Below are 12,752 nucleotides of genomic sequence, written 5' to 3' on the forward strand. Positions count from 1 at the left end.
CCACACCATGGTTCAGGTCGACGTCTTCTGGTCGTATGCGATCGGTGCCGGCCTCGGCGCCGCCGCCGCGCGCGAGTCACTGCGCGAACCCGCCCGCGAACTGCTGGCCGACCGGCGCTTCACGGCGACCGTGCTGTTCCTCGGCTGCGTGTTCGCGCCCAGCGGGATCTGGCTGCTGTGGAGCTTCCCCGGCTGGGAGACGATGCACGCGGCGGACACCCACACCGACATGCCCGGCTGGCTGGTCGCGGTGTTCGCGATCACCAACATCACCCAGGGGGTGCTCGGCTACGTCGTCGCGCGGACGTTGTGGCAGCGCGGTCACCACTACCTGTCCTGGGTGCAGATGCCGCTCGGCTATCTGGCGATGTTCTTCATCCTCGCGTACGGCTGGGACGGCACCGGGTACCGCAGGTTCTTCGCCGCCACCACGGAGGACTGGCGCTCCGGCCAGTTCGACCCGATCGGGTTCCTCGGCAGCGACGTGGCCCTGACCCTGTACGCCATGGGCGTGGTGCTGGTGCCCCTGCTGCTGTGGATGCAGGCGAGCTGGTGGGCCGGCGGCCTGCGTACCGAGGGGGTCCCGGCGCCGGGCCGGATCCGGCTCACCGGCCTCGTGCTGCTGGCGGTCTTCGGCCTGGGCCTGGGCACCGCGATCGGCGCCGCCGTACTGCTCACCCTGCTCGGCCCGATCGTCGGCCTGATCGCGGTGGCGGTTCTCGTGGTGGCCGTGCTGCATCCCCGGAGCGTGGCCGGCCTGCTAGCGCGTCCGTTCCTGCCCGCACCCGACACCGCCGTGATTCCGGCGCCCCGGCACGGCCTCACCGTCGACGCGTGACGCCGATCGGCAGCGCCTCCCGGCGGGGAGGCGCTGCCGATCGGTGACGACGGATCAGAGTACGGGCGACCGGTGCCGGAAGCCGCCCGCCAGGCGGATCGCCGGGCGCAGCCCCTTGCCGGTGCCCCGGAACAGGACGAGGGCACCGTTGGACTTCTGCACCGCGGCCAGGTCGGTGAACCCGTCGCGGTCGAAGTCACCCACGCCGACCAGGTCCCGGTAGGCCCGGACACCCTTGCCCAGACTGGCCTGCCGGGCGAGCCCGCCACCCTTGACACCCCGGTACAGGAACAGCTCGCCGGTCGAGATGACCCTGGTGACCATGTCGGGGTAGCCGTCCCGGTTGAAGTCGCCGACCCCGGCCAACTCCGACATGGTGTGCCAGCCACCCGCGCCGATGACCTTGCGGGTGCCGAACTTCGTGCCCTTCTTGCCGGGGTACAGGTACAGCTTGTGGTTGCTGGTCTGCGCGGCGACCAGGTCGGGGTAGCCGTCCCGGTTCAGGTCACCGATCGCGGTGATCTCGCGCATCTTCGCGAAGCTCTTCGAGAGCAGCTTCGCCTTGCCCAGCCGGCCGGCCTTGGTGATGGGGAAGAAGTACAGGTAGCCGTTGGAGCTCTTGCGGGCCACCAGGTCCTCGGTACCGTCGCGGTTGAGGTCGCCGACCCGCACGATCGCGTTGAACTTCGCCCACCCGCCGCTGACCTTGCGGCGGGCGTTGACGTCGACGTACGTGCCGTTGCCGGGGTAGGCGAAGAGGTTGCCCGAGCTGGTGGTCCGCGCCAGCACGTCCGACCAGCCGTTGCGGTTGAAGTCCGCGAACTTGGCGGACGGCAGCGGCGCGAAGTCGACGAGGTTGTTGTCGATGTTGATCGTGACCCCGCCCCAGGTCTCCTTGTGCCCGCCGCGGTACTGCTTCATCCGCCGGTGCGGGGCCCAGTACGTCGCCGGGATCGCCGGGTCGTCGGTCGTCGAGATCTGGTCCCAGCGGGCGAAGTCGAGGTAGTCCGGGCGGACGTAGCCGGGGGCGGCGTAGTTGGCCACCTGGTCCGCGCCACCCGAGCCCATGCTGCTGTAGAAGCCGGACAGGTAGCCGAGGTCGTGCAGCGTGGCGGTCCAGGCACTCATGAACGCGAGGACCCCGCGGCGGCAGTCGGCGTCGTTGGTCGCGTACGCCTCCATGTCGTAGATCACCACGCTCTGCGGCGCCAGGCCCAGCGCCCTGGCCTGCCCGACGGCGTCCCGCGCGGCCGCCGCGCCCTGCGCCGCGGCCTTCGTGTTGTCGATCAGGTTCCGCTTGCTCGTCACCTTGGTGCACGACGCCTGCGGGCCGACGTACAGCGGAAGCAGATGCCACCCGGCCGTGACCTGGGTCTTGACCCAGCCGGCGGTCAGATTCGCCTGGGTGCAACCCCGGTTGACCCCGCCGATGTAGATCCCCACCGCCCGGTACGGCGACGCCGACCGCCACTTCGCCATCGCCGCGGTCGACGGCGCGGTGCACGCGTCGAAGGCTTCCCCCGCGAAGGTGCCCGGCTGAACGGTGCTCCAGCTCGTCGTCGTGGTCGCGGCGTCGGCCCGTACGAGGAAGGTCGACAGCAGCACCACCGCCACCCCGAACACCGCGCGGACCAGCAGCTTGCGACGAGTCGGCGCCAGGATGCGCATGTGAGCCCTTCTCGAGCCGGACAGGACCCCCGAGCCAAGCAAGAGATCACCGTGATGTCGAGGGCCGAACGGATGATCTCCATGGGGTGAATGGACGAATCCCGCTCGCGTTGGCGGCGGCTGTGCTCGGCCGGGCGCCCGATCGTGTGCTGGTACCCTCACCCGAGGGCCCAGTAGCTCAGGGGATAGAGCACCGCTCTCCTAAAGCGGGTGTCGCGCGTTCGAATCGCGCCTGGGCCACCAATCCCGGGAAGCGGCAATGCGTTCCGCGGTTCCCACCTCACACCGCCGCTATGGGAAGCCGCCCTCGCGTGACCCCTATGTCGCGGAGTCCTTGCGGACGGTCTCCTCGCTGATCCAGGACAGGTAGCCGGGGTTCCCGGCGAGGATCGGAAGCAGCACCACCTCGGGCACGTCGTAGCTGTGGTGCTCACGAATGTCCCGCTCCAGCGCCGGGTAGCGCTCCGCCGTGGTCTTGAAGTCCACGCGCCATTCCTCGGCGTTCTCCACAGCGCCCTCCCACCAGTACGTGCTGTAGATGGGCCCGGAAACCTGCGCGCAAGCGGCCAGCCGGGCATCCACTGCGCTGCGGGCCAGGGACTCGGCCGCCGCCCGGGAGTCGATGGTCGTCACAGCCTGAGCGAACTGACAGTCGATCACGTCTAGCCTCCGTGTGGCGGGCACCTGCGTGCGCGCCCCAGTAACGTACTGGTTCATGGGCGCGCCTTCCGAGGATCTGGTGGCGTGGGCGCGCGACCTCGCTCGCGGCTACCTCGATGTCCCGCAGTTTCGGGATGCGCGCTGGCGCCACGTGCAGGCGGTGGGCGCGAAGGCCGCAGCCCTCGCACCGGCGTTCGGGATTGACGGTGACATCCTGGTGGCTGCCGCCTGGCTGCATGACATCGGATACTCGCCGGAGCTGGCACGGACCGGTTTCCATCCGCTCGACGGCGCGCGACTGATCGCCCGGGCCGGGCAGCGACGGATCGCAGCACTGGTCGCTCATCACTCCGGGGCCGGGCTTGAGGCGCGGCTTCGTGGACTGGGCGACGACATGGCCGAGTTCCGCGATGAACAGAGTCCTGTTCGCGATGCGCTCTGGGCCTGCGACATGACGACGAGCCCCACCGGTCAACCCGTCACGTTCGGTGCGCGTCTGGCGGAGATCGAGAACCGGTATGGCCGGGACCATTCGGTGGCGAGGGCCATTTCGGCGGCGAGTGCCGACATTCGACGGGCCATCGCGGCAACCGGTGCGAGGGCCTCGAATGTGGGATCCGACCTCGGCATGAGGTGATCACGCCACGGCAGCCCTGACGCCAGCGAGTCCGTCTGTCAGGCGAACCCGGATGCGCGGATGCATTTCAAGGTCCGCTGCCTCGTCCGGCGTGAACCACCCGACCTCGGTCGATTCGTCGGAGACCCGTAGCCGTCCGCTCCGAACCTCGGCGGCCACGCAGACGCTGAACTCCTGCCGAACCTCGCCGTCGTCGTAGGCGAACACGTGCCTGGGATCCGAGTAGACGCCGATCACGTAGACCGGCTCGACCAGATATCCGGCTTCTTCCTCGACCTCTCTGGCGACAGCCTGGCCAACCGACTCCCCGATCTCCATCGCGCCACCGGGCAGCGCCCAAAGATCGTTGTCCCGGCGGCGCTGAAGAAGAACGCGACCACGTTCGTCCCGCACGACTGCGGAAACGGCCGGCACGAGTGAGTTCGCCGTTGGCGCCGCCGGGTCGTCGTAGTAGTCGATGCGGCTCATCCGGTGTCCTTGCCGTTGAGGTCCGGGACCGTTCCGTCCGGGGAGGCGATGCTCGCGGCCCAGACGGCTTCGAAGTGTGATGCGAACCGATCGAACAGGCCGGCCGTCGTTCCGCGGCGCAGGTGAAGCAGCGGGGCCTGGCTTCCGGCGGTGGCGTAGAGGTGCGGCGTCACGAACATCGAATCATCGAATCGGAAGATCGAATTATAGAGGGGGACGTCCTGAAAGCGGAGTTCAAAGCTCTGGCAGGCAAACATCTCGGCCCAGGTCGTCAAGGTGGTCGTGATGCGGATCGGAAGCGTGAGGGGTGTCGCTTCCTCCTGGTCGCGATAAGCGACGTGCGGTGATTCCGGGTGTCCGACTACCGCCCTGACCCGGCAGCCCTCCGAGCACTTCGTCGTGAGCAGGCGAATCAGGTCCGTGTGTTGCAGCGCGAGAAAATACAGCGTATAGCCGAGAAGATCGATCTGTGTGGCGGCGCGGCCTATCAGTTCCCGCCACAGTGCTGTGGGCACATCTGAGCGAGTGGCGTAGGCGCCGACCACCTCCCCAACGTGGCCCGCTTCCTCCTGCCCGGCCTGCGAACGGAACGGCCACAGCCACTCCTCATCCTCACCGAGTAGCTTGGCCACGACGTACCGGGTGCGGGGATGCGGGACCCGGTTGGCATTGGCCAGCCAGCGGTAGACCGTCTTCTCGTCGACACCGGCCGCCCGTGCTACGTCAGGGACTGTCTTCTTTGCTCTCGGTAACGCCGAGCGGAGTCGATCATTTGAGGCCATCGCGCTGATCCTCCGGGTCTCAACAGGCGTCAACGGTATCGCCAAACGTCACCAGACTGTCCCTGCGTCCGCAATGCGTCGTACCTCTGTCACTCGCCCGGGCTGAGCCTCGACTCATGACCGTGAGGACGAGGACAGAGGCGAGCATCTCCGCTCGTAGTTCGCACCGCTACACGCGGCCGAGTTGGGATTGCGCGGCATGCGGTGAGCCGTGGCCCTGCGCCCCGGCCAGGGCCGAGTTGATCGATCAGTACGCCCAGGCGAAGCTGAGCTTGGCAATCCACCTCGGATCGGTCCTGGTGGAGGCGATCGACGATTTTGTCGGCAGGCCCGGCCCGGTGCCGGATCTGTACTCCCGGATCCTCGGGTGGATCCACGCGGAGCGATTCGACTAGAGAGTGCCATCGGGCGGCTCGAACGCCCGGCCAAGATGCTTTCCCCAATACGGGCACGCTCATGGCGAAAGCGCCGCAACCTGGTGATGCCGCCCTTATTCTGACGAAGGCGCCGCCTCGCCGGCCCGACCTCCATACGGACCAACCTCGGACGGCCGGGTGCACGGGGTGGCCCGACCTGCGACCTCCACGGTCATGACCCTCCCCGGGTCCATCGAGGCGACGAGGTTCGGTGAGTGCGATGACTCTGGTGCTGGTAGCCGACGACGACGCTGACATTCGCGATCTCGTCATCTTCAAGCTGGAGCAGCTCGGCGTGGAGGCGATCACCGCCGAGGACGGTTCGCAGGCCCTGGCGGCGGTCCGCGAGCGACATCCCACGCTGGCGATCCTCGACATCTCCATGCCGGGGCTGTCGGGCATCGACGTGTGCCGCATGATCCGGGCCGATCCGGAGATCGCCGACACGATGGTGCTGATGCTCACCGCGCGGGCGCAGGAGCAGGACGTCGAGCACGGCTTCGCGGCCGGCGCCGACGACTATGTCACGAAACCGTTCAGCCCCCGCGAGCTGGTGTCCCGCGTCCAGACGATGTTGAGCAGGGCACAGACGTGAGGGTGCCGGCGCTGCGCCGGCGCCAGCGGCGTCCGGTCACGGTGGCCGGCCTGCTGAAGAGGGCTTTCGCCGCCCTGGTCGTGGTGATCGTGATCGGCGGGACGGTCGGAGTGATCGCGGCCGGGCCGGCGTACCGCTCGGCGAACCGAGAGCTCGCGGAGACAGCGCGGACACGTACGGCCAACCAGGACGTGCGCGCGGCGCTCGCGCGGGCCGCGCTGGCCCTCTACGGGTACCAGCTCACCGGCGAGGTGCCGTACCGGTTCGAGTACCAGAGCGCGCGGAGCGCGTACGACGGTGCGCTGGAGCGGCTGGGCCAGGTCGCCAGCCCGGAGGACGCGGCGTACGTCGAAGATCTGCGCCAGAACGGTCAGAACTGGTGGGACCTCGCGGACCCCCAGGTCGCCGCGCCGTCCGGCGCGCGCCCGACGGGCGGTGCGGTCGCCGCGACCCAGGTCCGGTACGCGCGGACGGTGGCGGCCAGCCAGGAGATCGACCGTCGCCTGTCGGCCAGGAATGCGCGGGCGTTCAAGACGATTCACCGGCTCAACGCGATCGGGCTGGTCGGGCTGACCGGCCTGACGCTGCTGGGCATGGCGGTGGTCGCCCTGGTCGGGTCCCTGGTGACCCGCCGGATCACCAGCCCGCTCAGGCACGTCGCGGCGGCTGTGGAGGAACTGAGCCGCGGGCACGGCGATGCGCGGGTCACCATCACGGGCGCACCGGTGGAGATCATGGCCGTCGCGGCGGCGGTCAACAAGGCGGCGGGCCAGGAGTTCGAGGAACGCCGGATGTTGGCGGAGTCCCAGCGGCTGGCGGTGGCGATCCGCCGGCACATGTCCCGGGCGGGGGCGCTGAGCACCGCCGCCCGAGGGATGGGCGAGCTGCTGGGCGCCGACCACGTGGTGATCATGGGGGCGCCCGGTGGCGAGGAGGACGCCGTCGCCGAGGTCTGGAGCGCGCCGGACGCCGTGGGGGACCCGACGACCCTCGCCCGTACGCCGGTGAACTGGACGCTGCCGGACGCGGGCGTGTTCGTCGCGGCCGCCGTTCCGGACGGCGGTGAGACGCCGCCGGAGGCGGAGCGGGCCGCGCTGCGCGCCGCCGGTGCCGGACCGGTGATCACCATCGCGTTCGGGGAGGGCGACTCCGCGGGGCATGTGACGGTGGTGCGGCGGGCGGGCGGCCCCGCGTTCACGCCGTTCGATGTGCAGTTCGTGACGATGGTGGCGGGTGCGCTGTCCCGGGCACTGACCCAGGCGCGACTGTTCGAACGCGAACATCGCCTGGTCGACCGGCTGCAGGAGGTGGACGCCGCGAAGACGGAGTTCCTGTCCACTGTCTCGCATGAGCTGCGCACCCCACTGACCAGCGTCACCGGCTACCTGGAGGTGCTGCTCGACCAGGACGCCGGTCCGCTCACCTCGGGACAGGAGCGGATGCTGCGGGTGATCGAGCGCAACGCCGAGCGGCTCCGGTCGCTGATCGAGGACCTGCTCATCGTGTCCCGGATCGAATCGGGTTCCTTCGCACTGCACACCGTGTCCGTCGACTCCAGCGCCCTGGTGGCCACCGCCTGCCTGGCGTTTGAACCGGCGGCCGTGAAGGCGGGCGTGACCCTGGTGTGCGTGGCCGAGGGTCCGCTGCCGGTGCGCGGCGACCCGGAGCAGTTGGACCGGGTCCTGATGAACCTGCTGTCCAACGCGGTGAAGTTCAGCCCCGACGGTGGCACGGTCACGGTCGCCGCCCGCGCCGAGGGCGACGACATCCTGATCACCGTGCGCGACACCGGCATCGGCATCCCCGCCGAGGAGGTGCCCCACCTGTTCACCCGCTTCTTTCGGGCCAGCAACGCCACCCGGCGCGAGATCGCCGGAACCGGCCTCGGGCTCCCGATCGTCGCCGCCATCGTCGACCGGCACGGCGGCACGATCACGGTGGCCACCCAGGAGGGGGAGGGAACCACGATCACCGTACGGCTGCCCCGCGAGACGGCTGAGCCGGAGGAATCCCAAACGTCGGATGAATAACGCTAAAGCTGGATATCATCGCCGATAATGCAGACCGTCGTGACCGTCGCCATCATCGTGCTGGCCGGTGCCATCGTCATTCTCGGTGGAGCCGCCGCGTTGATCCGGGTCATCCGTACGGTGCGGCAACGCCGCCAGGACCGACTGGCCGCGGGCCCGCGCAGGGCCCTGCTCGCGTTCGTCGCCGACAGCGGGGAGAGCGGTGCCGACGAGCTGCTGGCGATCCCGCCGCGCGCCTGGCAGGCCGTCGAACCGGTCGCCGTGGAACTGCTCGGCAAGGTACGCGGCGACGCGCACCTGGCCCTCACCGAGGTCTTCCAACGACGCGGCGTCGGCGACCGCGCGCTGGCGCAGCTCACGAGCGCGGACCCGGTACGCCGCGCCCGCGCCGCCGAAACCCTGGGCCACCTGCGCCGCCTGCACGCCGTACCGCAGATCTGCGCGCTGCTCGACGACCGGCAACCCGACGTACGGGTCGTGGCCGCCCGCGCGCTCGGCACCATCGGCGAACCCGCGGCGGCCGTACCGTTGCTGGCCGCCCTCACCCGGCCGGTACCCGCCCACCTCGTCGCGCACGCGCTCGCCCGGATCGGCGCGGGCGCGGTGCCCGCGCTGGAGGCCGCGCTGAGCCAGCCGGAGCCGCTGGTCCGCGCGACCGCGCTGGACGCGCTGGGCCTGATCGGGGCCACCGGCTCCGTCCCGGTGATCAACGACCTCCTGCACGGCGAGGCGGACGAGGACGTGCGGCTGGCCGCGGTCCGCGCGCTCGGCCGGTTGGGCGGCCGGTCCGCGGTGGCGCCGCTGCTGGCCGCCACCGAACCCGGAAACTCCGACACCCTGCGCGCCGCGGCCGCCCGGGCGCTCGGCGACATCGGCGCCGCCTCCGCCGGGAAAGACCTGGCGCGGCTCATGGCGGACCCGGCGTACCCGGTCGCCCACGAGGCCGCGCAGGCGCTGCGCCGGATCGGCCCCGCCGGCCTCGCCCATCTCACGGCGATCGCCGACGCCTCCCCGGCCGAGCGGGACGCCGACGTCTCCCCGACCGAACGAGTCGCCGACGTCTTCCCGACCGAACGGGCCGCCGCCGCCGACGCGACCGGGCACGACGTCCGCGCCGCCGCGACCGGGCGGGAGGTAGGCGCCGCCGGGCGCACGGCCGAATCCATCGTCGGGCTCGGGGACGCGCCGCCCCCGGTGCCCGTCGCGCACGCCCGCCAGGCGCTGGCGCTGGCCGCGCTGACCGCCCCGGCCGGCCGGTCGGCGCCCGCGCCACCCACCGGGCCGGCCCGGACCGGCACCACCCGCCGGTGAACGGCGGACTCGCGTGTGGGCCGGTGTGGACAGCGAGTGGCTGCGGTCCGTCGTCGCCGTCTTCGACCATCTGATCTTCACCTACTTCGTCCTGATCAACAGCAGTTACCTGGCCCTGATCGCGCTCGCCGCGCTGGACTTCGGGAAGTCACTGCGCCGGGCCCCCGTCGCCGGCACGGACGACCTGTTCCGCAACCCGCTGTCGCCCTCGGTGTCGCTGCTCGTGCCCGCGCACAACGAGGGCCCGGTGATCGTCCCCGCGATCCAGGCCCTGCTGGCGCTGCGCTACCCGAGGTTCGAGGTGGTCGTCATCGACGACGGGTCGACCGACGACACCTTCGAACGGCTGCGGGAACAGTTCGACCTCGTCGAACTGCCGTACGTGGTGGCCGGGGACGTGCCGCACCGGGGCGCCGTGCGTTCCGTGTACGTCTCCCGCACCGAACCGGACACCCTCGTGGTGGCGCGCAAGGACAACGGCGGCAAGGCCGACTCCCTCAACGTCGGCATCAATCTCGCCCGCAACGACCTCGTGTGCATGGTCGACGCTGACTCGGTGCTCGACCACGACGCGTTGCTCGCGGCGGTCAAGCCGTTCGCCGACGACCCGCTGCGGGTCGCGGGCGCCGGCGGCGTCGTACGCATCGCCAACGACTGCAAGGTGGTCGGCGGCCGCGTCGTCGAGGTACGGATGCCGCGCCGCTGGCTGGTCCGCATCCAGGTCGTCGAGTACCTGCGCGCGTTCCTGACCGGCCGGACCGGCTGGTCCCGCATCGGCGGCCTGGTGGTGATCTCCGGTGCGTTCGGCGTGTTCCGGCGCGACCTGGTGGTCCGGGCAGGCGGGATGTCGCTGGACACGGTCGGTGAGGACGCCGAGGTGGTGGTGCGGATGCACCGGATGCAGCGCACCGCCGGGGCGGACTACCGGCTGGTGTTCGTGCCCGAACCGGTCTGCTGGAGCGAGGCACCCTCCACGTTGCGTGTCCTCGGGCGGCAACGGCGCCGCTGGCATCGCGGCCTCGCCGAGGTCCTCCGGGACCACCGCGCCATGATCGGCAACCCCCGGTACGGGCGGGTCGGTCTCGTCGCCCTGCCGTACTACGTGTTCTTCGAGCTGCTCGCCCCGTTCGTCGAGGCGCTGGCCCTGGTGCTGGTGCCGCTCGGCCTGCTGCTGGGCGCGGTGGACCTCGACTTCGCGTGGCGCTTCGCGCTGGCCGCGTACGGCTACGGCATCCTGGTCAGCATGGCGGCGCTGCTGCTGGAGGAGGTGTCGTTCCACCGGTACCCCCGCTGGGCGGACATCACCCGCGGCCTGGCCGCCGCGTTCCTGGAGAGCCTGGGGTACCGCCAGGCCATGGCCTTCTTCCAGATCCGCGGCGCCTGGCAGGCGTGGCGCGGCAAGGAGGCGAGCTGGGGCCGGATGACCCGCTCCGGGTTCGACACACCCACCCCTTGACCCCGGCCGGGTGGATCACCCCGGTCAGGTGATGAACGTGAGCGCTCATTCATGCTGATCCTGGCCGTCGCTACTGGCCGGAACCGGCTCTTTACGGGCAGGATCGGGCCATGACCACGCTCGGCCGCCTGCCCTATCCGATCGCCCTGACCGGTGACGGGGTCACACTGCGCGAGTGGCGGAACGAGGACCTGGACGAACTGGTCACGATGCTCGACGAGGCGGACGTCGCCCGGTGGACGCCGATGCCGTCGCCGTTCGACATCGAGGCGGGCGTGGCCTACCTCAAGCGGGCCCACCAGGGCCGGATCAACGGCCAGCGGATCCAGCTGGCGATCACCGTGGACGGTGGCCGCCCGCTGGGCGAGGTGCTGCTCTTCGGCGTGGACGCCGGGCTGCGCGAGGCTGAACTCGGCTACCTCGTGGGTGCCGAGCACCGCGGGCACGGGCTTGCGTCGCGGGCACTGTCACTGCTGTCCGGGTACGCGCACGACACGCTGCACCTGCGACGCCTGCTGCTGCGCATCGACCCCGGCAACACCGCCAGCACCGCCGTGGCCCGCCGGTGCGGGTACCAGCTCACCGGCGAGGCCCCGATCCTGCAGGAGGGCCCGTACGGTCCGAGCAGCCTCGACACCTGGGAACTTGTCGTGGCGCGCGGCCCCGGTCGGCTGGAACGGCTGCGCAACGTCGCCGCCCGGCGCTACGGTCGGCGCACCTGACCCTCCGCGACCGTCGCCCGCCGTGGGCCCGGCGCGACCGGCACCAGCGCTGGAGGCCGCCATGCTCGACGTCGACCGCGGTCAGGCGATGGCGTACCGGGTCGCCGCCCTCGGGCTGGCCACGCGGGGCCGCAAGCGCCCCGCCGACCTGCCCGTGCTCGACCTCGGGGTGCAGGAGTACACGCCGGACTCCGCGCGGGTGGCGCTGGCCGCCCGCACCACCGCCGCCCTGGACGACGACCGGCTGTTCATGGTGTGGGCCGCGCGCGGCGCTCCGCACCTGCACCGGCGCGCCGACCTGCGTACCCTCGCCGCCCAGCTGTGGCCGGTCAGCGACGCGGACGCCACCGCCCGGATCACCAGCGGCCAGATCCCCGACGGCATGAAACTGGGCCTGGCCGCGTTCGTCGCCACCGCCGACGCGTTCCGCGAGGTGGTCACCGCGACGATGCCGCGTGGCGAGGTGAGCACCCAGGTCAGCGCGCGGGTGCCGCGCTCGCTCACCTACGACTGCCGGGGCTGCGGCGCCCGGCACATCGCCGGGACGGTCTTCCAGCACGCCGGGCTCGCGGGCGGGGTGCGGGTCGAATCCCGGGGGCGCGACGCCATGCTCGGGCCGATCGCGGACTGGCCCGGGCGCCCCGAGCAGAACCAGGGCATCGGCGAGCTCATCACCACGTACCTGCGGATGCTCGGGCCGGCCGCGCCCGCCGCGGTGGCGAAATACCTGGGCAGTGCCACCACCGAGATCCGTACGGTGTGGCCCGACGGGCTGGCCCAGGTCCGGGTGGACGGCCGTACCGTGTGGTTGCCGGAGGATCGGGTGGCCGCCCTGCGCAAGGCCGCCCCCGTGCCCGGGGTGCGGCTGCTGCCCCCGATGGACGCCCTGCTGCAGGCGCGCGACCGCGACGTGCTCGTGCCCGACCGCAAGCAGCAGCGGGAGGTGTGGCGGGTGCTCGGCAACCCGGGTGCCCTGCTGCTGGACGGGGAGATCGCCGGGGTGTGGCGGGCCAAGCTGGGAGCCAAGCGGGTGGAGCTGACGGTCACCCCGTTCGGTGGGCTCAGCGCGGCGGCGCGCAAGCAGGTCGAGGGCGAGGCGGCCGCCGTGGCCCGGGCGCGCGGCGTGCCAGACGCGAGCGTGCGGTACACGTGAACCGCCGGCCCCGCTG

12 protein-coding genes and 1 tRNA gene are annotated in these 12,752 nt (G+C 71.2%); 9 read left to right on the top strand and 4 right to left on the bottom strand.

The window, feature by feature from the left end; all coding sequences use genetic code 11:
• Nucleotides 1-7: 7 nt before the first annotated feature.
• Nucleotides 8-838, top strand: coding sequence for a hypothetical protein (locus tag EV385_RS18115; protein WP_130510535.1), 831 nt, complete (start codon nucleotides 8-10; stop codon nucleotides 836-838).
• Between the two features lie 54 nt (nucleotides 839-892).
• Here the strand turns inward: EV385_RS18115 and EV385_RS18120 are convergent, their stop codons facing one another.
• Complete coding sequence (locus tag EV385_RS18120) at nucleotides 893-2,506, bottom strand: glycoside hydrolase domain-containing protein (protein ID WP_130510536.1); 1,614 nt, start codon at nucleotides 2,504-2,506, stop codon at nucleotides 893-895.
• 167 nt (nucleotides 2,507-2,673) lie between these two features.
• Here EV385_RS18120 and EV385_RS18125 point away from each other — a divergent pair.
• Nucleotides 2,674-2,749 (top strand) — tRNA-Arg (locus EV385_RS18125).
• A gap of 75 nt (nucleotides 2,750-2,824) precedes the next feature.
• Here EV385_RS18125 and cutA read toward each other — a convergent pair.
• Nucleotides 2,825-3,139, bottom strand: a complete 315-nt coding sequence (gene cutA, locus EV385_RS18130) for a divalent-cation tolerance protein CutA (RefSeq protein ID WP_242624945.1) — start codon at nucleotides 3,137-3,139, stop codon at nucleotides 2,825-2,827.
• Between the two features lie 82 nt (nucleotides 3,140-3,221).
• Between cutA and EV385_RS18135 the strand changes: the two genes are divergently transcribed.
• Nucleotides 3,222-3,803 carry an HD domain-containing protein gene (locus EV385_RS18135; RefSeq protein WP_207229865.1) on the top strand — a complete coding sequence of 194 codons (582 nt, stop codon included), beginning with the start codon at nucleotides 3,222-3,224 and terminating at the stop codon, nucleotides 3,801-3,803.
• Here the strand turns inward: EV385_RS18135 and EV385_RS18140 are convergent, their stop codons facing one another.
• Complete coding sequence (locus EV385_RS18140; RefSeq protein ID WP_130510538.1) at nucleotides 3,804-4,271, bottom strand: NUDIX domain-containing protein; 468 nt, start codon at nucleotides 4,269-4,271, stop codon at nucleotides 3,804-3,806. It abuts the gene before it with no gap.
• Nucleotides 4,268-5,053, bottom strand: coding sequence for a helix-turn-helix domain-containing protein (locus EV385_RS18145; RefSeq protein ID WP_130510539.1), 786 nt, complete (start codon nucleotides 5,051-5,053; stop codon nucleotides 4,268-4,270). The genes EV385_RS18140 and EV385_RS18145 overlap by 4 nt, the downstream gene beginning before the upstream one ends.
• 636 nt (nucleotides 5,054-5,689) lie before the next feature.
• On the opposite strand from EV385_RS18145, the gene EV385_RS18155 reads away from it, so the two are divergent.
• From EV385_RS18155 to EV385_RS18180, 6 genes are all read left to right on the top strand, one after another.
• Entirely contained in the window at nucleotides 5,690-6,064 is a 375-nt protein-coding gene (locus EV385_RS18155; protein ID WP_130513397.1) for a response regulator transcription factor, read from the top strand.
• Nucleotides 6,061-8,094, top strand: coding sequence for an ATP-binding protein (locus EV385_RS18160; protein WP_130510541.1), 2,034 nt, complete (start codon nucleotides 6,061-6,063; stop codon nucleotides 8,092-8,094). Before EV385_RS18155 ends, EV385_RS18160 begins: the two co-directional genes overlap by 4 nt.
• A 27-nt stretch (nucleotides 8,095-8,121) precedes the next feature.
• Nucleotides 8,122-9,405, top strand: coding sequence for a HEAT repeat domain-containing protein (locus EV385_RS18165; RefSeq protein WP_130510542.1), 1,284 nt, complete (start codon nucleotides 8,122-8,124; stop codon nucleotides 9,403-9,405).
• 13 nt (nucleotides 9,406-9,418) lie between these two features.
• Nucleotides 9,419-10,861, top strand: coding sequence for a glycosyltransferase family 2 protein (locus EV385_RS18170; protein WP_242624946.1), 1,443 nt, complete (start codon nucleotides 9,419-9,421; stop codon nucleotides 10,859-10,861).
• Between the two features lie 110 nt (nucleotides 10,862-10,971).
• A complete protein-coding gene (locus tag EV385_RS18175; protein ID WP_130510543.1) occupies nucleotides 10,972-11,583 on the top strand; it encodes a GNAT family N-acetyltransferase in 612 nt (203 codons plus the stop codon).
• A gap of 61 nt (nucleotides 11,584-11,644) precedes the next feature.
• Nucleotides 11,645-12,736 carry a DNA glycosylase AlkZ-like family protein gene (locus EV385_RS18180; RefSeq protein WP_130510544.1) on the top strand — a complete coding sequence of 364 codons (1,092 nt, stop codon included), beginning with the start codon at nucleotides 11,645-11,647 and terminating at the stop codon, nucleotides 12,734-12,736.
• The last annotated feature ends 16 nt before the right edge of the window (nucleotides 12,737-12,752 follow it).

This window comes from Krasilnikovia cinnamomea (assembly GCF_004217545.1).
GTDB lineage: Bacteria > Actinomycetota > Actinomycetes > Mycobacteriales > Micromonosporaceae > Actinoplanes > Actinoplanes cinnamomeus.